This is a genomic window from Novosphingobium sp. BF6, from assembly GCF_058273105.1.
The window spans coordinates 620,736-640,000 of the sequence record NZ_CM177776.1; the positions used below are offsets into that span (position 1 = coordinate 620,736).

Consider the following 19,265-nt stretch of genomic DNA (forward strand, 5'->3'; position numbering starts at 1 on the left):
TGCGCAATCCTAGGCCAACCAGTCCATTTTGAAGTATGTTCACATTCGGAAACTATCGATTTTGCTGAATTTCGATCGTCTTGAAAGAACCGATTTGAACATGTCTGCTTAACTTTTTCATCGATTGTCCGGTTCACCAAGACAAGGAATGCCGCTGCTTTGGAGCGATAGAGCAGCGGTATACTTTCTGCGGCTTTAACTCATCCGAAAGACTCAGATCGATTGCCGTCGCATCGGCTATTTCTCCATCTCGGATCAATTTCGAGAAAGGCTATCATACTTACGCAACATGGCTGTTCAGCCGTTTGGATGAGGCAAATCGGACCTTGGGGGCACATGGTCCGATTTGCGTAAGCGCAAGGAGCCAGGGGGGAATGAGCATGCGGCTCGGTTCGAAAGCGAAGCTGACGATCGGCGTCGGGTTGGTCGCTGCGTGCAGCTTCGCCTTTCTGGGCGTGCGCGAACTGGCGCGCGCCGCCAGGCCGGTGGCCGATGCCGCCGCGCGCATCCCGCTCGCCCGGGCGGAACCCTCGTTCACGGTCCTCGCCGCGACCACGCGCGACATCCGGGTGGGCGAGACCATCACCGCCGACATGATCCGCAACGCCCGGTCCGATCCGGCGCGTTTTCCCACGGCAGTCACGCCTGCCGAGATCATCGGCAAAGTGGCGACGAGCGACATAAAGGCCAATTCCCTGATCCCGCGTACCGCCATCGGGCAGGAAACCAAGCTGGCGATCCGCGTGCCGATGGGAATGCGTGCGATCAGCATCGACACCACCGCCGAAATCGCCGTGGCCGGTCTCGTGCGGCCGGGAGACCGGGTGGACGTACAGGTCGTCTATCCTGGCGAGGATGCCCTGAGCGGCGCGCGGGCTGGCGGAGCAAGCCGCGCGCGCACTTTGCTCCAGATGGTGCCGGTGCTGGCGGTGGGCGAGGCCGTCGTCGGGACCCAGCCTGTTACGGGCGTGGAAGGGGCGGTGACGGCCCCGCCGCCGCCCGCGCGCACGGTCACGCTGGCGCTGTCGCCCGAGCAGGTCTCGCAACTTTCGCTGGCAAAGAGCACCGGCGCGCTCACGCTTTCGCTGCGCAATCCGGGAGACAGTGTCGAAGTGGCGGTGGCACCGGTCGCGTCCACGCCGCTGCCGCGCCCGGCGCCTGCCTATGCCGCCGCGCCCGTCTTTGCGCCGCCGCCGCCGATTGCCGCGCCGCCGCCGCGCCGGGCCGAGCGACCGGCGGCCAAGGCCGCAGAATCCAGCGGCTCGCAGGCCATCGAACTCGTCGTCGACGGCAATCGCCAGGTCATCTATTCCGGGAGTGCATCGCAGTGAAAGCCCTGATCGCCTCCTGTCTCCTGACCGGCTCGTCGCTGCTGGCCGTTCCGGTGCAGGCGCAAGGCCGTTCGGACGAACAACAGGAACTGCTCCAGATCGACGACCAGCGCACGCTGTCCTTCGACAAGAGGGTCGGCCGGGTGGAAGTCAGCCGTGAGAACGTGATTGCCGTCTCCGCGCCGACACCGCAGTCGATCCGCATCAAGGCGCTGGCGGTGGGTGATGCCGTGCTCACCGTCTTCGCGCGCGATGGCACCGTCATGGCCGAGCGCACGGTGCGGATCGGCGGCTCAGGGCTGACCGGGCAGGGCGCGACCTATCGTCCCGGCGAGAAAGTGGTTGCGGTGGACGTGCAGTTTGCCGCCGTGTCGAGCTCGACGCTCAAGGCGCTGGGCTTCAGCTTCTCCAAGCTGGCGGGCGACCTGCAAGGCGCGGTGATCGCCCCGAGCACGCTCAACAGCTACAGCATGGGCAGCGGTGGTCTCGGCATCGACGCGGCCGCTCCGCTCCAGAGCGCGTTCAACTTGTTCCTGTCCTCGCGCAACCATGGCATCGGCGCGGTGCTGAGCGCTCTCTCTTCGAACGGCCTGTCGCAACTTCTGGCGCAGCCGACCCTGCTGGTCCGCTCGGGCGAGCAGGCCAGCTTCCTGGCGGGCGGCGAGTTTCCGGTGCCGGTGCCGCAGAACTCGGGAACCGGAAACTCGATCTCGATCGAATACAAGGAATTCGGTGTCCGCCTTTCGGTCACGCCCTATGTCCTCTCGTCCGACCACATCGTGCTGAAACTGGCGCCGGAGGTCAGCGAGCTGGATTACAACAACGGAGTCCAGCTCCAGGGCTACACCGTGCCCGGTATCCGCCGCCGCTCGGCGGAAACGACGGTGGAACTCGGCAGCGGGCAGAGCTTCGTGATCGCCGGGCTGAACTACACGAACAGTGCGATCACCAAGGAAAAGGTGCCGCTGCTGGGCGACCTGCCGGTGCTCGGCGCCTTCTTCAAGCGGCAGCAGAACCAGAAGGAACGGCAGGAACTCATCATCGTCGCGACGCCGCGGCTGGTCGAGCCGGGCACCACGCCGATCGCGCTGCCGAGCGTGCCCGGCAATCCCGATCCCAGCATTGGCCAGATGATCGTCGGCAACGACGGCGTCGAGCAATCCGTCAAAACCTTCGGCGTCGTGAGGCCCTGACATGCCCAAGATCCACCTTCTCTCGGTAGACCGCACTCTGGCCCAGCGCCTGGCCGATGCCATGGGCGAGCACGTTGCGGTCGAGATGGTCCAGTCGCTGGAGCATAGCGATCTCGATGGCCCCGGCATCGTCGTGATCGACCATGCCTCGGTTCCGGCCGAGCGTTCGCTGTCCTCCGCGATCGGCGAAGTCGCGCAGATGGCGCCGGGCCGGGCGGTCGTCGTCGCCACCGAGGACATGTATGCCGGGCAAGTGCTCCAGGCGATCCGCGCCGGGGCGGCCGACGTCCTGCCACGCGGGGCCGGGGGCGCGGAAGTCTCCGAGATCCTGACGCGGGTGATGAACAGCGCGCTCGCCACCCAGGGCAGGCTGGGCCGCCTGACCATCGTGCTCGGCAACGACCGCGAGGCCCTGCCGATGCTGGCGACCGATATGGCGCTGGCCTACAGCCTCGACCAGACGCCGACCCTGCTCGTCGATTTCACCCTGCCCACCAGCACTGCCGAGGCCTATCTCGACCTCAAGGTGGACTACGGCATCGCCTCGGCCGTGGCCGATCTCGACCGCATGGACACCAGCCTGCTCTCCGATGCGCTGGCGCGGCATGAGGCGAGCGGGCTTTCGCTGCTGACTTTCGACGGCGGCACCGGCAGCGAACCGGCAGGCGTCGGCCCCAATGACGTGGTCGGCCTGATCCAGCTGCTGCGCGCCAATTTCGCGCAAGTCGTGGTCTCGGCAGGCAGTCTGCGCCATGGCGGACTGCTGCGCGAGCTGGCCTCGCAGGCGCAGGCGATCGAGATCGTGTGCAGCCAGTCGATCCGCGAGCTGGAGGCCTGCCGCCGCCTGCTCGACAAGATCGCGCTCGATACCGCCAGCGCCAATCGCATGCGCCTCTTGGTCTGGGAGTTCGAGCCGCGCATCCTGCTCGACGGACGCCGCATGGCCGATGTGCTGGGCGTCGAGGCTGTGATGGGCGTGCCGATCGATCGGGTGCGGGCGGCCAATGCGCTCAACGCCGGGCGGCCGCTGAGCTTCGACCGCGAAAGCGGGCCTTACCTCCAGGCCGTGCGCCGCGCCTGCAACATCGCCGCTCCGGTGAAATCCGGCAGCAGCATCGAGCGCATGCGCCGCGCGATCCTGCGCTCGGTGGAGCGCAGCGCATGAGCGTCCTGACCACCGAGGAATTGCAGGAAGGCTTCGCTGCCGACCGCCGCAAGCCCGCGGTGGCCCAGCCTTCCGCCCAGCGCATGAGCGACAGCTATCAGGCGGTCAAGGCGGTTACTTGCCAGCAGGTCATCGAACAGCTCGAAGCCCAGGGCATCACGGCGGAATCGCTCGACCAGCGGACCTTGCGGCAGGAAATCGAACAGGTCATCAACAGCCGCAGCCGCCGGGGCCAGTTGGCGCTCAACAGTGCCGAGCGGCTGCTGCTGATCGAGGACGTGGAGGACGAAGTGGTCGGCCTCGGCCCGCTCGCGCCGCTGCTGCGCGACGGGACCATCGACGACATCATCGTCAACGGTGCCCACACGATCTACGCCGAGCGCGGCGGCCTGCTGGAGCGCGTCGAGACGCGCTTCCGCGATGATGCGCACCTGATGAACATCATCCAGCGCATCGTCGGCCCGATCGGCCGCCGCGTGGACGAGGCGACGCCGTTCTGCGATGCTCGCCTTGCGGACGGATCGCGCGTCAACATCGTCATCCCGCCGATCGCGCTCGACGGCCCGCTGGTCTCGATCCGCAAGTTCCGCCTTCAGGCCCTGACGCTGGACGACTGCGTGGCGGGCGGCGTCATGAGCGCTGCCATGGCGACGTATCTCGCCGCCGCCGTCCACTCGCGCCTCAACGTGCTGATCTGCGGGGGCACCGGCGCGGGCAAATCGACGCTGCTCAACGTGCTTTCGGGCTGCATCAGCAACCGCGAGCGCCTCGTCACCATCGAAGACGCGGCGGAACTGCAACTCTGCCAGGACCATGTCGTGCGGCTGGAAACCCGCCCGCCCAGCGTCGACGGCAGCCGCGAGGTCAGCGCGCGCGATCTCGTCCGCAATGCCCTGCGCATGCGGCCCGACCGCATTATCCTGGGCGAAGTGCGCGGCGTGGAGGCGGTGGAGATGCTCCAGGCCATGTCCACCGGCCACGACGGCTCAATGGCGACGCTCCACGGCAATTCCCCGCGCGATGCGCTGGCCCGTCTCGAAATGCTGCTCGGTTTTGCTGGCCAGCAGAACGACGTGCGCGCGGTGCGGCGCTTCGTGGCGAACAGCGTCCATGTGATCGTCAATATCCAGCGGCTTTCGAGCGGCGTGCGCCGCGTCACCTCGATCAGCGAAGTGACCGGCACCGAGGGCGATGCCTTCACGCTGAACGAACTGTTCCGCTTCGACGAGCAGCCGCCGATGTCGGGCGAAGGCACGTTCCAGACGCTCTCGCCGCGACCCTACCATGCCGCGCGGCTGAAGGAGTATCCGATGCCCGGCGTGGTACAGGCCATCGGGCAGGGCGCGGGGCTCACCGGAAATCTGGCCGGAAACGGGGCCAGAAACGGCGGAGGCGCGGCCGGATGGTGAGGGGCGGCGCCTATCTGATCCTGGCCCTGCTGATCCTGGGCGCGGTGCTCTTCGCGCTCGTGAGCGAGCGGGCGCGCGGCCTTGCGGCGATCGACCGGCGACTGGCCGGTCTCGTCGCGCCCGGCGCCGCGCCGGTACGCACCTCGGCGGTCGTCTCGATGCCGGAACGCATCGCCCCGCTGCTGGCGCAGGCCCAGCTCGAAGTGACCGTGCAGACCGTCCGCATCCTCGCCGCTGGCGGACTGGGGTTGGTCGTCGTCGTCCTGCTCGCGGCGGGACCGGCCTTCGCGCTGGCGGTGCTGCTGGGCCTGCCGATGGCGGCGCTTTCGTGGCTGCGCAGCCGCGCCCGCAAGCGCATCGATGCCCTGACCGAGGCGCTGCCGCTCTATCTCGATGGTGTGCGACAGCTTCAGGCGGTGGGCAATTCGCTCTCGCAGGCGCTGGCCCGCGCGCTCGCCGATGCCTCGCCGGTGGTGCGCTCCTACTTCGACACTGCCGCGCGGCGGCTGGAGATGGGCGCGCCCGTGGCCGAGACGATGCAGCAGCTGGCCGACCGCATCCAGGTTCCCGAAGTATCGATGATCGCTGCCGCCATCCGCACCAACCTGCGCTACGGCGGCTCGATCGGCGCGGTGTTCAACAACCTCGCCCATATCCTGCGCGAGCGTCTGCGCATCCGCCGCGAACTCGTGGCCGCGACCTCCGAGGCCAAAGTCAGCTCCCGCGTGCTGATCGCGATGCCGCTGCTGGCGATGGTGGGCCTCGTGATGATGAACCCGGCCTATCTCGACTTCTTCATCAAGGACCCGCGCGGGCAGTGGCTCTCGATGCTGGCGCTGGGGCTGGAGGCGATCGGCATTCTCATCATCCGCCGCATGCTGAGGCTGGACTTCTGATGCCCGCGCTCGCGCCTCTTCTGCTCTTCGCGCTGGCCGTCGGCAGTCTGGTCCTCGTCGTCCAGGGCGTGCGGATGCTCGATGCCGACGCCCGCCTGCGCCAGCGGATCGACGGTCGGGGCGGACACTCTGGCGGCGTTTCCGCTGCACTCCGCTTCCCCCTGCCACGCCTCTTCGTGGTGCGCGGCCGCGACCGTGAGGAAGTCGAGCAGAAGCTGCGCAAGGCCGGTTACTTCGAGCCGGGCGCGCTGGAGGCCTTCGCTTGGTTGCGCCTTGCCGCGACCGTCCTTGTGGCGCTTGCCTCGATGCTGACCTGCTTCCTGCTGAACGGCAATCCGCTGCGCCCGATGTTCCCGACGCTGGCGCTGTCCGGCCTGACCTACATCGGCGCCAAGTACGTGCTGCGGATGCGCGCCGCCTCGCGCGAGCGCATTCTCACCGCCGAGTTCCCGTTCCTGCTCGACCTCATGCTGATGATGCTGGAAAGCGGCGTCTCGCTCGACCAGTGCTTCCGCGGCATCGCCCGCGAGGAGCGTGTGGCGGTTCCGAACCATGCCAAACTGGTGGCCATGCTGGTCGAGGATCTCGACCGCGGACAGGATTACCAGCTCGCCTTCGACCGCTGGGCCTCGCGCGTGTCGGTTACCGGCTCGCGGGAACTGGCCACGGTGTTCCGCCAGTCGCTGTTCCACGGGATGGAGCTGGTTCCGGCCCTGCGCGAATTCGTGCGCGAATTCTCCCAGCGCCGCGTCGCCCGCGCCCGCGAGGCGATCGGCTCGATCACCGTGCGCATGGTGATCCTGATGCTCGTGTTCTTCATGCCGGCGCTGTTCATCGTGCTCGCAGGCCCGCCGGTCGCCGCCATTCTCGACACTTTGGGGAGCGTCAAGGGATGACCGATCGCCGCCTGTTTCCCGCTTTCCTCGCTGCTCTCGCGCTCGGCGGCGGTGCCTTCGTTTCTCCCCCCCTGGCGGGCCGGGCTCAGGCTGCCGAGGCATCCGGCGCCGAAGTATCCGGATCGACCCGCCAGCTCTACCTCGTGCTGATCCAGCAGGCGCGCAAGGACGGCCGCCAGCGCGCCGCGCTCGCCTTCCTCGACGATTTCGACCGGCAATATCCCGGCGACCGGGAATCGCGTTTCCTGCGGATCAACTGCCTGCTCGATCTCGGCCAGACCGATCAGGCCGAGGCTGCGCTCGCGCAGATTTCCGCTTCCGATCGCAGCGCCGAGGCTTTCGCGGTGCGCGGCCATGTCCTTGCGGCACAGGGGAACTGGCTGGCGGCGGCGGAGCAATACCGTGCGGCCCAGCGCGTCCGCCCGGCCGACGCGCTGGCCAGCAACGCGCTCGGCTATGCGCTGCTGCGCGGCGGCGAACCGGCACAGGCGGTGGAAGCGCTCAAGGCCGCCCGCGATCTGGCGCCGGGCAACGAAGTCGTGCGCAACAACCTCGCGCTGGCGCTGACCATGGCCGGACGGCGCGGCGAGGCCGATGCCCTGCTGGCGAGCGTCCGCGACGCTTCGGCCAGGGCGGCGCTGCGCGCGCAAGTCGCCGATCAGGCTGCGCTGCTGCTCGCGCCGCCTGCAACGGCTTCTCGGGAGAACTGACGTGGCCAAGCACCGAGAAAGCTTTCGCAACCGCCTGAAACTGCGCCCGCTGCGGCAACTGGGCGGCGACGAGAGCGGCGTCATCGCGCCGATGGTGGCGGTGATGGGCGTCTCGCTGCTCGGCGCCGCCGGCCTCGCCCTCGATGTGGGCCTCTATTACCAGGGCAACCGCGACTTGCGCGCGGCGACCGAAGCGGCGGCACTGGCCGCGGCGATGGACCCCTACAACGCGAAGACCCGCGCCGAGGACTATCTGAAGCGCAACGGCTACGATGCCGCCGTGCTGAAGACGGTCGAGACCGGCCGCTACTGCGCGGACATCAACACGGCGGCGGGCCAGCGCTTCGACCCGACGATGGCCCGCTGCCCCGGCAATGGTTTGCGCAATGCCGTGCGCCTGACTACCGACAAGCCGAGCCGCCGCTTCCTGACCGGCGTTCTCGGCGATGCCAGCCCGATCCCCGACCTCGGCGCCACCGCTTCCGCCGCGCGGATCGACGAGGCGGGCGTCGGCGTCACGTCCGATGTCCTCACCAAGGTCGTCTCGCCAGTGCTCGATCCGGTGACCGAGCCGCTGGTCAGCGTCGTCAACAACCTGCTGGGTTCGCTGCTGGGCATTCCGATTGCGCTCGGCCGGAACGATGTCCGCAACCTGATGAAGGGCAATGTCGATGCGGGTGATTTCTTCGACAACCTTGCTGCAAAGGAAGGCTTCGAGGGTACTTACGGCGAACTGGTGAACCAGTCGCACAAGCTGAAGGACGTGGCCGAGGCCGCGGCGGACGCTGCCGAGACACCCGAGACCGCCGCCGCCCTGCGCGAGTTTGCGCGGCAACTGGGGGGCAGCGGCTACAGCGTGCCGTTCAAGGGACTCTACAGTCTCGGCGTCTGGCAGAACATGCCGGTGGGCGAGGCGAACGAGAAGCCGGGGTTGCGGGCGGGCATGAATGCCTATTCGCTCGTGACTTACGCGGTTCAGTCGGGGCCGACCGCCATCGACCTGTCCAAGGCGGTGGGGCTGCTGGTGACCGGCAGCATGGTCAAGATCGGCCTGGTATCGAGCGGTATGGGCGATCGTCCCCGTTTCGCCTTTGGGCCGGTTGGGGAAGCCAAAGTCGGCACGTCTGCCTTGCGGATCGGGATCATGATCGATCTTCCGGTCAATCTGATCGGGTTGGCTTCGGTGAATGTCCACCTTCCCGTAATTGTCGACGTAGGTGCGGCTCAGGCCGAAGTGAGCGCGATAAACTGCACCGGCTCGACCGAGCAGGCGCGCGATACGACTGTGGCCGTTCGTGTGAGATCAGGCGCCGTGAACGCCTATATCGGCGACACGGCCTTCGATCCCATGGAAAAATCGCTGCCGGTGATGGGGGCAAGCGATATTCGGCAGGCCAAAATTGCGAGCGTGAACCTTCTGGGCGGCGTGATTTCGGCAGATGTGAAGGGCAAGGCGGTAGTTCAGCCCGTAACGGGAACCGGCGCCAGCGACGAGGCGCTGACGTTCGGCACGGGAGCCGAAGGCGCCACCACGCCGGGGGGCGCGCAGACCATCGGCAACTCCGTACAGATCGGCAAGACCCTGAGCAGCGTTACCACAAGCCTGCTCGGATCGGACGGACTGGATGTGGAAGTGAAACTTCTCGGGACATGTCTGATCGCCTGCGACCTTCTCAAGGCCAGCGGTCTGGCGACAGTGACCGGCACGGTACTGCCTGCGGTGGTGAAGCCGGTAACCGATCTGCTTGGAAACACGGTCGATCCGCTGCTGACGAATCTGCTCGCCGCGCTGGGCGTCCAGGTTGGTAGCGCCACTGTGTTGACCACCGGCGCGCGGTGCGGAGTGCCTGTTTTGATTTGATGTTTTTGAAGACCGCTTCCGGGGACCTCCAACCGGTTACGGAAATTTAATCGGAGGAAATGGGGAGTAATGAGTCATGATTACCATTCGTAAGGTTTTTACGCGTCTTCTTGGCGATGAGCGTGGTCTTACAGCCGTAGAATATGCTGTTTTGGGGGCGATTGTCGTGGCGGCAATTGGGGGTGTTGGAACTACGTTTGGTGCTAACCTCACAGCCGCATTCAATAATTTGGTCAAGCCAACTGCAGCCAACCCCTGATTTCAATCCGGGAAACATGATGCGTAACGCAGTCAACAAGATACCTCTGTTGAAATGCAAGCGCGGCTTGGCGGCGCTGGAGTTCGTTATTCTGGCCCCGGCGCTGCTGGCCCTGGCCTTCGGGATCATCATCTACTCGATCTATTTCAGCGCCTTGATCGGGGTGCGGCAGGCGGCGGCCGAAGGGGCGCGGGCTGCCGTCGCCGGGCTTTCCACGCCCGAGCGCATCCAATTGGCGGAAACGCGGGCGAGAGAGGTCGTCGCGGGGTACGGCGGCATCCTTGGCGGCAATACAACCCCGATAGTAACCGCTTCGTCCGATGGCGTGGGTGTGTTCAAGGTCAAAGTCAGTTATGATATGGGTGGCAGTCCAATAATGAAATATGGGAAATTCGTTCCCCTGCCGTCGCCGGACTTGGAAGCAAGTGTCGTCGTAACCAATGGGGGATACTGAATGACCGGTCTGAGTTATTTCAACTTGGCCCTGATGATCGTTCTTCTCCTTCCGGCGGTCATATTGCCGTGGGAAGGCCGCCGCCCGCCCGATCTTCTCTACCTCACGATCGCTGTCGGCGGTCTGGCGTTTGCGGCTTTGGGCGGCGGGATCACCTCGCTTGGCTGGTCGGTTGTGGCCGGGCTGGGGTGTCTGGCCCTCGTCGCCGGCGGGGTTACGAGCCTGCGCAAGGTTACCGGCCTGCAAGTCCTGACGGGAAGCCAGATCAAGCTTCTGGCATCCGGGGCGACATGGCTCGGACCGTTCGGTGCACTGACCATGATCTCGATCACGGTCCTGGCCCTGCTTCTCGTGGCAACAGTCCGTCAGTTCCGCCCGATCGCACGCCGCCCTGATTCGGGCGCGATCGTGGCTGTCGCCATCTTTTGCGTGGGGCTGCAACAGGTCCTGCCCGGAAACTAGCGAAGAAGTCGAGAATCTACGGAAACCTCCGGAAGAGACGAGGTCGATTGCTGATGAATGTGATGAACCCCAGTTGGCGTTCGCGTCTCGGCGCGATCCTGAACCCCGGCCTGAACCCCGGCCAGCCTCATGGCGATGCGGGCTGCGATGCGGCCATGGACGACACCACGCCGCCCGAGCCGGTGCTGATCGTCGATGACGATGAGGACTTCGCCAGCGAATGCGCCTTCAGTCTGAAACTCATGGGCTACGAGCCGCTCGTGGCGACGAGCGTCGAGGAAGCCATGGCGCTGTTCGAGATCAACGAGATCTCGATCGCCATCGTCGATTACAACATGCCCGGCCAGGACGGGATCGCGTTGATCCACACGCTGGGCCAGAGCGCCGAGGCGCGCGGGCTGCGGCTCCAGTTCATCATGGCCACCGGCTATGCCAGCAAGGACGTGGCCATCGATGCGATGCGGGCATCGGCGGTCGATTTCCTCGAAAAACCGATCGGTCAGTCCGATCTGCGGCAGGCCTTGCAGCGCATCAAAGGATTGCGCCAGACGCCCGACGCGCGCGAATCCCTCCTTGGCAAGATGTCCAGCCTCAGTAGCGAATTGCAGCGCCTTGCCATGTTGATGGACGATCCCGCCGTTCAGCCGAAATTCCGCGCAGGCGATCTCGATGCCGAACCCGAAGCGATCGTTCGGGCACCCCTGTCCGAAGTTCCGGCAATTCCCGAGGCAGGTCAACTGACCGACTATATCCGCGAACTCCTGCGCAAGGAGATGAAGCGGCGCGAGATCGGCGGCGGCGAACTCTTCGGCGACCCGGCCTGGGAGATGCTGCTCGATCTCCTGCTCGCGAAGATCGAAGGGCGGCGGGTTTCGGTATCCAGCGCCTGCATCGCCTCCGGCGCGCCGATGAGCACGGCGCTGCGGCTGGTGCGGCGACTCGTTGGGGAGAATGTCCTGTGCCGTCTTCCGGACGAACACGACCGGCGGCGTCACTTCCTGGTCATCAATCCGAAGTTCGAAGGTCCGCTGCTCGATTATCTGACCGAGCAATTGCGCCAGCGTGGGAATCCGGGCGGAAAACCGGGCGGAAAGTGACCTCGATCCGCTTCGATTGAACGCTTTGTTTACATACGGCGGTTAACCAAGCGTCATTCTTCCCGACGCGAACCGACGATGACCATAGACCCCCGCACAATGCTGTTCATGACGAATGCCGTCGCCTTCGTGGCTTCGGCATTCCTGCTGTTCGAATGGCACCTGCTGCGCGAACGGTCGCTGGCCTATTGGAGCGCGGGATTTTCCGCGATCGTCCTGGGTTGCGCGATCACGCCGCTGCGCGAGGAGGGGTACTTCATCGTCGGTGTGTGGATGGCCAACGGACTGCTGGTCACCGCGCATATCGGTTTCCTCTACGGCACTGCATCTTTCGTGGGGCGCAAGATTTCTCCGGCATGGAGCACGGCCCTGGCGGCCTGGGCATTGATGCTGGCCGTACCGGACGCAGCATCGCGCACACAGATTCTCTCGATGATGAATGCACTGCTGGTGGCGGTGCTGTCGCTGAAATCCGCGCATTTGCTGGGCGGATTCCGGCAACGCAACAATCCCGATTCGGCGCTGCTGGCTTTCGCCTTCGCCGCACATGGCGGCTTCTATCTGATCAAGACGCTGACCGCATTCCTGCCCGGCGCCTTCGTCAATCTCGCGCACTATACCGGCATAATGATCTCGGTTTCGCTGTTCGAGGGGATCATGATGGAAGTGGCTCTCGCGCTGTCCATCGTCGGTGCGCTGCGGCGGCGGCGGGAGCGCAGCATCGTCCGTCTCGCCGAACAGGACCCGCTGACGGGCCTGCTCAATCGCCGGGGCTTCGACACGCGCGCGGAAGCGGTGCTGACCGAGGAACGCGGATCGGTGGCGCTGCTTCTGCTCGACATCGACCACTTCAAATCGATCAACGACGGTTATGGGCATCCCGAAGGCGATCGGCTTTTGGTGGCTCTGGGCGTGTTCCTGAACTCGACCCTTCCGGCGCGCGCCATTTCGGCGCGGCTGGGTGGGGACGAATTCGCCATCTTCCTGCCGGGGATAGACGCCTTTGCCGCCCTGACGCTGGCCAAGGCGCTGTGCCGGGGCTTTGCGCGCGTAGGCGGAGGCCGTGGCAATGGCGGAACCTTGAGCATCGGTTGCGCGACTCATGCGGAGGGACCGATCGATCTCGAAGTCCTGGCCGCCGTCGCCGATCGCGCTCTCTACGATGCCAAGAGGCAGGGGCGCAATCGGTCGAGCCATCGTGAGGTCGGGCGCGAGGCTTCGAATCCGTTTTCTCAGCAAGAGGCCGATTCACCGTCATGCGCGGTGCTTCCTTTGATGCCCGCAGCGGCGGATGGAGCCAAGACACGCGAGGCGATGCCGGGGCGTTGAGCCTTCGGTCGACATTTCATTCGATTGCAGTCGCGCCTATCGTCGAAACAGACCGTCGCCTTGTCGCGAATACGCAAAGGTCGCTTGAGAAACATTTACGAAAACAATACCTGAGCAGCTTAGGCTTTCGCTTTGGACCGGGGGGGACAAACTTGCGATCGAGCTACCGTGAATTGCGAAGTCGGGAATTCCAGGACACGGCACTGCCGTTCAGCGCCAAAAGCGAGGGTTTTCGGCTGCGCGATCTCCTGCCGGCGGCCGTCCTGCTCGCTTGCGGACTCGTAGCGCTTTCGGCTGCCTCGATCTGGAGCGAGGCAACGGACGACAAGTTCGTGGTGGTGGCGCCGCCGGGCTGGTCGCTGGGCCGCACCATCGCGCTCGTCCGTTCCGGGGATGGTCGTCTGGTTCGTACCGGAAACTTCGCCAACGTCGTCTTCGCATCCTCCAGCGATCCGCATTTCGCGGCCCGCCTGCGCGCCGCCGGTGCCTGGCTGGTCGAATCCGCGCCGCTCGCGCCGGGTTGCTCCGCTTTGAAAGATTCTGAATCGTGAACGTCGTCCTCGACAGATTGCGCAAGCAGTTCGGCCATCTTCTGGTCGCGCTGCTCTGGGGGCATGTCCTGATCCAGGCGGTCGTGGCACAGGCCATGGGCCTTTCGGCGCTGAAGGCGGGGCTGGCCGCTGCCGTCGTGGCGGGGGCCTATCACCTGACCTGGCGGCGAAAGGCCCATGGCCTGTGCCACGCGCTATCTTTCGGCCGTGGCGCTGATGGCGGAGCCGGCCATGCTGCTGTTTCTGCTGCGCGGGCATCCGTGGCAGATGGACATGCACATGTACTTCTTCGCGATGCTGGCGCTGACGATCGCCTGGCTGGACCGGACGGCGATCCTCGTCGCCGCCACTGCCATCGCCGCCCATCACCTGCTGCTGCTCTATCTGCTGCCCTATGCGGTGTTTCCCGGCGCGGGCAATCTGGAGCGGGTGCTGCTCCACGCCACCATCGTCGCTTTCCAGACCGGTGTGCTGGTGTGGCTGAGCAATATGCTGCTCGCCAGTTTCGAGCGCAGCGCGCGGATGAGCGAGGAGATCGTCGCCAAGAACGGCGCGCTGGAGGAACGCACGCGCGAGGCCGAGGAAGCGACGCGAGCGAAGAGCATGTTCCTGGCCAACATGAGCCACGAGATCCGCACGCCGATGAACGCGATCCTGGGGTTCTGCCATCTCGTCTCGCGCACCGAACTCGACGAGCGCCAGCGCGGATATGTCGAGCGGATCGGCAGTGCCGGCACTTCGCTGCTGCGCCTCATCAACGACATTCTCGACTATTCGAAGAACGAGGCGGGCAAGCTCACGCTGGAAGCGAGGCCCTTCGATCTGCGCGCGGCGGTGGCCGGGCAGGTCCAGTTGCTCTCGGTCGAAGCGGCGGCCAAGGGCGTCCGGATCGTCTCGCATATCGACCATGCGCTTCCCGGCGCCGTGATGGGGGACGAACTGCGGTTTTCGCAAGTCGTGCTCAACCTGCTCAGCAATGCGGTGAAGTTCTCCGATCGCGGGGCGGTGACGGTGGCGGTGGATCTTGTCGCCGCAGGGGACGGCATGGTGGAGATCGCGCTTTCGGTGCGCGACCATGGTATCGGCATGACCGCCGAGCAACAGGCCGGGCTGTTCCGCTCCTTCACGCAAGGAGACAATTCCACCACCCGGCGCTTCGGCGGCACCGGTCTGGGGCTGGCGATCTGCCGTCAGATCGTCGAACAGATGGGCGGGGAAATCCGCGTGGAAAGCGCCAGGGGCAAGGGCAGCACCTTCACATGCGACATGCATTTCGCCACGATCCGGGAGGGCGGGCAGGAAGCGATGCCTGCACCGCATATTCAGGCGCTGCGGGTGCTCGCTGCCGACGACAACGCCGCGGCGCGCCAACTTGTCGAGGAGATCTTCGAAGGCTGGAACATGCCGGTGGACCTCGTCTCCTCGGGTGACGAGGCGGTGGCGGCGTTCGGCAGCGCGGCGGGGCGCGACGAATCCTACGATCTCGTCCTGCTCGACTGGAAGATGCCGGGGATGGACGGCATGGAGGCGGTGCGCGAACTGCGCCGCATGCAGCATGGCGCTCCGTCGCCGGTGACGCTGATCGTCACCGCCTATGCAGTCGATGAAATGGCGGCGGAGGCCGGGGCGGCGGGCGTCTCCGCCTTCCTCACCAAGCCGATCGAGCCGCATGTCCTGCTGGAGACGATCACGTCCCTGTTCGCCGAGGCCCGGGCGGTTGCCGTCCTGCCCTCGCCCCCGCCCGCGGTCGAGACCGCTGCGGCGGAAGGCCGCGTCGATCCGGCACTGCGCGGCCTGCGGGTCCTGCTGGTCGAGGACAACGAGATCAACCGCGAGATCGCCACGGAACTGCTGACCCATGCCGGTCTCGTCGTCGACTGCGCCGAGAACGGGCGGATCGCCTGCGACAAGGTGGCCCTGAACGGGCGGGGCTATGCCGCCGTCCTCATGGACGTCCAGATGCCGGAAATGGACGGAATCGAGGCGACTACGATCATCCGCCGGACCTGGCCTGCCGAGCAGCTGCCGGTAATCGCGATCACCGCGCACGCTTTCGCGACGGAGCAGCAGCGGTGCCTCGAAGTCGGAATGAACGACCACGTTTCCAAGCCGGTCGATCCGGAGCAGTTGATCCGGACGCTGAATCGCTGGCTCAAACCGGGGCGGGAGGGCATCGTGGCAGACCATGAAGCGACTTCGCCATCCGCCGTCGAGCCGGTGATAGCAGGTGGCCCGCTGCCGGATCGCCTTGGTCCCTTCGATGTTGCCGCCGCGCTGAAACGGGTGAACGGCAAGGCGCCGCTGCTGCGCAAGCTTATCATCAGCTTCGCCCGCACTTATGCCTCTGCCGCGCAGGATATCCGCGTGCGTCTCGCCGCCGGGGAAATCACCGATGCCCGGCGGCTTGCGCACAGCCTCAAGGGCGTGGCGGGTTCTCTGGAACTGCACGAACTGCAGGCTCGCGCCGGTGAGGTCGAAGCGTGGTTGGCACAGGAGGATGTGGGCCAGGTGGAATCAGGACTTTCCGCACTCGAACTCGCGCTGGATGCTGCCGTCGCGGCCGCGCGGCGCCTCGCCGAAGTGCCGGAGATCGAGCCGGAGGCCGATGGCGAGACGAGTGTCGAGGAGGCGCGTGAAGCACTGCGGGGCTTGCTCTTGCGGCGGAGCCTCGGCGCGCGCGCCGCTTTCGACCGGGTGGCGCGGAGCATGGGCCTTACCGCGGCCGAACATGCCGGGCATCCGCTTTATCAGGCGCTGCAACGGCTCGATTACGCGCGTGCGCTCGTGCTGCTCGATGAGCTGCCGGGCAGCGCCCCAGGACTACCCCTCCCGCAAGGAATCCCTTCGTGACCAAAGCGACCATCCTCGTCGTCGATGACGATGTGGCCAATATCGAGATCATGAATGCCGTCCTGGAAGACGACTACGATGTCTGCTTCGCGACGTCGGGCGAAGAGGCGATGGAGACGGCGCGCAAGGTCGATCCCGACCTGATCCTGCTCGATGTGATGTTGCCGGGGGTCGACGGTTTCGAGGTCTGCCGCCAGCTCAAGGTCGATCCGGTTCTGGCCGACGTGCCGGTGATCTTCATGACCGGTCTCGGCGATACCGAGGACGAGATGCGCGGGCTGTCACTCGGCGCGATCGACTATGTCGCCAAGCCGATCCAGCCCGCTATCCTGCGCGCGCGGGTGGGCAATCATGTCGAACTCAAGCGGCTGCGCGACAAGCTGGCCGAACTGGCGGTGACCGATGCCCTGACCGGGCTCAGCAACCGCCGCCAGCTGGAGCGCACGCTGGAAGGCGAATGGGTGCGTCTCTGCCGGACCGGAGACTGGCTCTCGGTGGTCATGCTCGACATCGATTTCTTCAAGCAGTTCAACGACACGTACGGCCATGTCGCGGGGGATCGCTGCATCGTCATGATCGCCGCCTCACTCAACCGGGCGCTGCGGCGGATGACGGCAGTGACGGCGCGCTATGGCGGCGAGGAGTTCGTCTGCATCCTGCCGGGCGCCGATCCGGCTACCGCGCGGATCGTGGCGGAGGAGATCCGCCGCCAGGTCAACGCGCTCCAGATTCCACACGAAACTTCGGGTGCGGGGCCTTGCGTCACTGTCAGCATCGGCGTGGCCAGCGCGCGTTGCACCGGCGATACCGCGCCGGAACGCTGGATCGCCGAGGCGGACAAGCAACTCTACCTGAGCAAGGTCGGCGGCCGCGACCGGATCATCGCGACCGAATTCGAAGCCAACTGCGTCGTCTAAAGAGAAAGGCCGTCCCGGATCGCAATCGGGGACGGCCTCAATCATGCTGGTGGAGCGGGTCAGGCCGGTTCGGCAACGCGTTCCTGCATCAGGCGCTCGGCGGTGCGGTCGGCAACCGTGGAAGGGGCGAGGCCGTCGCGCGCCGCTTCTTCCAGAACGGCGGCAACGCGCGGGCCGATGCGGACGACGCGCTGGCGCACTTCGTCGGCGCTTTCGCGCAGATATTCGGCGGCCACGTTGATGATGCCGCCGGCATTGGCGACATAGTCGGGCACATAGGTCACGCCGCGCGCGAGCAGGAGGTCGGCCATGTCCTCGCTGGCGAGCTGGTTATTGGCGGCGCCGCAGACCAGGCGGGTCCGGAGCGCGGCGACGGTCGCGGCATCGAGCGCGCCGCCCAGCGCGCAGGGCGCGAAGACGTCGGCGGCGACACCGGCGATCTCGTCGATCGTAACCACGCGGGCGGCATGGCGCTCGGCCATCTGCGCGCATCGGGCCGGGTCGATGTCGGCCACGACGAGTTCGGCGCCCGCTTCGGCCAGAAGCTCGCACAAGTGCGCGCCGACATTGCCGACGCCGAGCACCGAGACGACCTTGCCCGACAGGGTGCTGCCGGACTGGAAGGCGACGGCGGCGCGCATCGCCTCGAACACGCCGAGCGCGGTCCAGGGCGAGGGGTCGCCACCGGCGCGGCCGGGCAGGGCGGTGCGGCCGGCGACTTGGCTGGTCCGACGGGCGATCGCTTCCATGTCGGAAACGGTGGTGCCCACGTCCTCGGCGGTGACGTAGCGGCCTTCGAGGCGTTCGACGGCCTCACCGAAGGCTTCGAACAGGGCGGCGCGGTCGAACGCACCGGCCGGGCGGCGCAGCACGGCCTTGCCGCCGCCGAAGGGCAGTTCGGCCATGGCGTTCTTGTAGCTCATGCCTTCGGCGAGGCGAACGGCATCGGCCATGGCGGCGCTTTCGTCCGCATAAGTCCAGAAGCGGCAGCCACCGGCGGCGGGGCCGCGTCCGGTCGAGTGAATGGCGATCACCCCGTCGAGACCGGCTGCTTCGTCGTAGAGACGGACATATTCCATCGGCGGCGTCATGCGGCTGGCGCGGGCGACCATTTTCGAACTCCAGTCAGGATGGCGTGATTGCCATGGCTCCTTATTGCAGGTCCGCCGGGGGCATTCTCTCCTCATTTCGCGGGTATTGGCCTCGTTTTGAGCAAGACTGACCTCATAAACGATGATATGAGAAAGAAATGACCGATCTCGATCCTTATGAGCGGAAGATTCTCCGCGAACTTCAGCGCGACGCGAGTCAGACTACGGCACAGATCGCGGAACGGGTCGGGCTTTCCTCGTCGCCCTGCTGGCGGCGTATCGACCGACTGGAGCGAGAGGGCTACATCAAGCGGCGGGTGGCGCTGGTCGACCGCAAGAAAGTCGGGCTGGACGCCCATGTTTTCGCGCAAGTGAAGCTCAATGCTCACGGGCGGGCCAATCTCGACGAATTTTCCGCCAAGATCCGGGAGTTCCCGGAAGTGCTCGACTGCTATGTGTTGATGGGTTCGATCGACTTCCTGATCCGCGTGGTCGCCGCCGATATCGAGGCTTACGAGAAGTTCTTCTTCGAAAAGCTCTCGCAGCTTCCGGGGGTGCAGGAATTGAACTCGATCGTTGCCCTCTCCGAGATCAAGGCGACCACGGAACTGCCGATCTGAGAGGCGCGTCTCCTAGCGTTCGAACTTGTCGATACGCTTGTAGACCATGCTGCATTCCTCGCTCGGTTGAATTGCCCAGCTTCGCTTCGCGCATTGGCGCGCGCGATCGAGGTATTCGGGATCGTGCTCCAGTTCATAACGATCGAGCCAGAGCGCGCCGCGCTGCGTCACCAG

General features: G+C 65.8%; 19 protein-coding genes (1 of these 19 only partly in view). 17 read left to right on the top strand and 2 right to left on the bottom strand.

Annotated features, from left to right (window positions below):
• The first annotated feature begins 374 nt into the window (after positions 1-374).
• The 16 genes from cpaB to AC4D6D_RS18180 all read left to right on the top strand — a co-directional run bounded on the left by cpaB (position 375) and on the right by AC4D6D_RS18180 (position 17,380).
• The gene (gene cpaB / locus AC4D6D_RS18105) at positions 375-1,331 is read left to right on the top strand and encodes a Flp pilus assembly protein CpaB (protein ID WP_491328439.1); all 957 of its coding nucleotides are present in this window, start codon (positions 375-377) and stop codon (positions 1,329-1,331) included.
• Positions 1,328-2,524 carry a type II and III secretion system protein family protein gene (locus tag AC4D6D_RS18110; RefSeq protein WP_491328440.1) on the top strand — a complete coding sequence of 399 codons (1,197 nt, stop codon included), beginning with the start codon at positions 1,328-1,330 and terminating at the stop codon, positions 2,522-2,524. The genes cpaB and AC4D6D_RS18110 overlap by 4 nt, the downstream gene beginning before the upstream one ends.
• A 1-nt stretch (position 2,525) precedes the next feature.
• Positions 2,526-3,689: a CpaE/TadZ family protein gene (locus tag AC4D6D_RS18115; RefSeq protein WP_491328441.1), complete on the top strand. Its 1,164-nt coding sequence runs from the start codon at positions 2,526-2,528 to the stop codon at positions 3,687-3,689.
• Positions 3,686-5,098 (top strand): TadA family conjugal transfer-associated ATPase, encoded by a 1,413-nt coding sequence (locus AC4D6D_RS18120; RefSeq protein WP_491328442.1) that lies wholly within the window; start codon positions 3,686-3,688, stop codon positions 5,096-5,098. The genes AC4D6D_RS18115 and AC4D6D_RS18120 overlap by 4 nt, the downstream gene beginning before the upstream one ends.
• A complete protein-coding gene (locus tag AC4D6D_RS18125; protein WP_491328443.1) occupies positions 5,092-5,994 on the top strand; it encodes a type II secretion system F family protein in 903 nt (300 codons plus the stop codon). The genes AC4D6D_RS18120 and AC4D6D_RS18125 overlap by 7 nt, the downstream gene beginning before the upstream one ends.
• Entirely contained in the window at positions 5,994-6,890 is an 897-nt protein-coding gene (locus tag AC4D6D_RS18130; protein WP_491328444.1) for a type II secretion system F family protein, read from the top strand. The genes AC4D6D_RS18125 and AC4D6D_RS18130 overlap by 1 nt, the downstream gene beginning before the upstream one ends.
• On the top strand, positions 6,887-7,600 hold the full coding sequence (locus AC4D6D_RS18135) for a tetratricopeptide repeat protein (protein ID WP_491328445.1): 714 nt from the start codon (positions 6,887-6,889) through the stop codon (positions 7,598-7,600). The genes AC4D6D_RS18130 and AC4D6D_RS18135 overlap by 4 nt, the downstream gene beginning before the upstream one ends.
• Position 7,601: 1 nt before the next feature.
• The gene (locus AC4D6D_RS18140; RefSeq protein WP_491328446.1) at positions 7,602-9,461 is read left to right on the top strand and encodes a pilus assembly protein TadG-related protein; all 1,860 of its coding nucleotides are present in this window, start codon (positions 7,602-7,604) and stop codon (positions 9,459-9,461) included.
• Positions 9,462-9,537: 76 nt separating this feature from the next.
• Positions 9,538-9,720 carry a Flp family type IVb pilin gene (locus AC4D6D_RS18145; RefSeq protein ID WP_491328447.1) on the top strand — a complete coding sequence of 61 codons (183 nt, stop codon included), beginning with the start codon at positions 9,538-9,540 and terminating at the stop codon, positions 9,718-9,720.
• A 16-nt stretch (positions 9,721-9,736) separates the two neighbouring features.
• Positions 9,737-10,174 carry a TadE/TadG family type IV pilus assembly protein gene (locus AC4D6D_RS18150; RefSeq protein WP_491328448.1) on the top strand — a complete coding sequence of 146 codons (438 nt, stop codon included), beginning with the start codon at positions 9,737-9,739 and terminating at the stop codon, positions 10,172-10,174.
• On the top strand, positions 10,175-10,636 hold the full coding sequence (locus AC4D6D_RS18155) for a hypothetical protein (protein WP_491328449.1): 462 nt from the start codon (positions 10,175-10,177) through the stop codon (positions 10,634-10,636).
• Between the two features lie 62 nt (positions 10,637-10,698).
• On the top strand, positions 10,699-11,733 hold the full coding sequence (locus AC4D6D_RS18160; RefSeq protein WP_491328450.1) for a response regulator: 1,035 nt from the start codon (positions 10,699-10,701) through the stop codon (positions 11,731-11,733).
• Between the two features lie 78 nt (positions 11,734-11,811).
• Positions 11,812-13,062 carry a GGDEF domain-containing protein gene (locus AC4D6D_RS18165; RefSeq protein WP_491328451.1) on the top strand — a complete coding sequence of 417 codons (1,251 nt, stop codon included), beginning with the start codon at positions 11,812-11,814 and terminating at the stop codon, positions 13,060-13,062.
• Positions 13,063-13,235: 173 nt separating this feature from the next.
• Entirely contained in the window at positions 13,236-13,613 is a 378-nt protein-coding gene (locus AC4D6D_RS18170) for a hypothetical protein (RefSeq protein WP_491328452.1), read from the top strand.
• A 177-nt stretch (positions 13,614-13,790) separates the two neighbouring features.
• Positions 13,791-16,463 carry a hybrid sensor histidine kinase/response regulator gene (locus tag AC4D6D_RS18175; protein ID WP_491328453.1) on the top strand — a complete coding sequence of 891 codons (2,673 nt, stop codon included), beginning with the start codon at positions 13,791-13,793 and terminating at the stop codon, positions 16,461-16,463.
• Entirely contained in the window at positions 16,460-17,380 is a 921-nt protein-coding gene (locus AC4D6D_RS18180; RefSeq protein ID WP_491328454.1) for a diguanylate cyclase, read from the top strand. The genes AC4D6D_RS18175 and AC4D6D_RS18180 overlap by 4 nt, the downstream gene beginning before the upstream one ends.
• Before the next feature lie 59 nt (positions 17,381-17,439).
• Here AC4D6D_RS18180 and AC4D6D_RS18185 read toward each other — a convergent pair whose 3' ends face one another.
• The gene (locus tag AC4D6D_RS18185) at positions 17,440-18,492 is read right to left on the bottom strand and encodes a Leu/Phe/Val dehydrogenase (RefSeq protein WP_491328455.1); all 1,053 of its coding nucleotides are present in this window, start codon (positions 18,490-18,492) and stop codon (positions 17,440-17,442) included.
• A gap of 137 nt (positions 18,493-18,629) precedes the next feature.
• Between AC4D6D_RS18185 and AC4D6D_RS18190 the strand changes: the two genes are divergently transcribed.
• Positions 18,630-19,091: an Lrp/AsnC family transcriptional regulator gene (locus AC4D6D_RS18190; protein ID WP_147221744.1), complete on the top strand. Its 462-nt coding sequence runs from the start codon at positions 18,630-18,632 to the stop codon at positions 19,089-19,091.
• A gap of 12 nt (positions 19,092-19,103) precedes the next feature.
• Here AC4D6D_RS18190 and AC4D6D_RS18195 read toward each other — a convergent pair whose 3' ends face one another.
• Positions 19,104-19,265, bottom strand: the 3' end of a protein-coding gene (locus AC4D6D_RS18195; RefSeq protein ID WP_491328456.1) for a hypothetical protein. It continues 630 nt past the right edge of the window; the window shows 162 of its 792 coding nt (coding positions 631-792); its start codon lies beyond the right edge, outside the window; the stop codon is at positions 19,104-19,106.

What these genes read in the sequence shown, in the direction of transcription:
- AC4D6D_RS18185 (WP_491328455.1), bottom strand. Translation starts at nt 18,492, where the DNA reads ATGGTCGCCCGCGCCAGCCGCATGACGCCGCCGATGGAATATGTCCGT.
- AC4D6D_RS18150 (WP_491328448.1), top strand. Translation starts at nt 9,737, where the DNA reads ATGATGCGTAACGCAGTCAACAAGATACCTCTGTTGAAATGCAAGCGC.
- AC4D6D_RS18175 (WP_491328453.1), top strand. Translation starts at nt 13,791, where the DNA reads ATGGCCTGTGCCACGCGCTATCTTTCGGCCGTGGCGCTGATGGCGGAG.
- AC4D6D_RS18190 (WP_147221744.1), top strand. Translation starts at nt 18,630, where the DNA reads ATGACCGATCTCGATCCTTATGAGCGGAAGATTCTCCGCGAACTTCAG.
- AC4D6D_RS18155 (WP_491328449.1), top strand. Translation starts at nt 10,175, where the DNA reads ATGACCGGTCTGAGTTATTTCAACTTGGCCCTGATGATCGTTCTTCTC.
- AC4D6D_RS18160 (WP_491328450.1), top strand. Translation starts at nt 10,699, where the DNA reads ATGAACCCCAGTTGGCGTTCGCGTCTCGGCGCGATCCTGAACCCCGGC.
- AC4D6D_RS18130 (WP_491328444.1), top strand. Translation starts at nt 5,994, where the DNA reads ATGCCCGCGCTCGCGCCTCTTCTGCTCTTCGCGCTGGCCGTCGGCAGT.
- cpaB (WP_491328439.1), top strand. Translation starts at nt 375, where the DNA reads ATGAGCATGCGGCTCGGTTCGAAAGCGAAGCTGACGATCGGCGTCGGG.
- AC4D6D_RS18145 (WP_491328447.1), top strand. Translation starts at nt 9,538, where the DNA reads ATGATTACCATTCGTAAGGTTTTTACGCGTCTTCTTGGCGATGAGCGT.
- AC4D6D_RS18125 (WP_491328443.1), top strand. Translation starts at nt 5,092, where the DNA reads ATGGTGAGGGGCGGCGCCTATCTGATCCTGGCCCTGCTGATCCTGGGC.
- AC4D6D_RS18165 (WP_491328451.1), top strand. Translation starts at nt 11,812, where the DNA reads ATGACCATAGACCCCCGCACAATGCTGTTCATGACGAATGCCGTCGCC.
- AC4D6D_RS18120 (WP_491328442.1), top strand. Translation starts at nt 3,686, where the DNA reads ATGAGCGTCCTGACCACCGAGGAATTGCAGGAAGGCTTCGCTGCCGAC.
- AC4D6D_RS18115 (WP_491328441.1), top strand. Translation starts at nt 2,526, where the DNA reads ATGCCCAAGATCCACCTTCTCTCGGTAGACCGCACTCTGGCCCAGCGC.
- AC4D6D_RS18135 (WP_491328445.1), top strand. Translation starts at nt 6,887, where the DNA reads ATGACCGATCGCCGCCTGTTTCCCGCTTTCCTCGCTGCTCTCGCGCTC.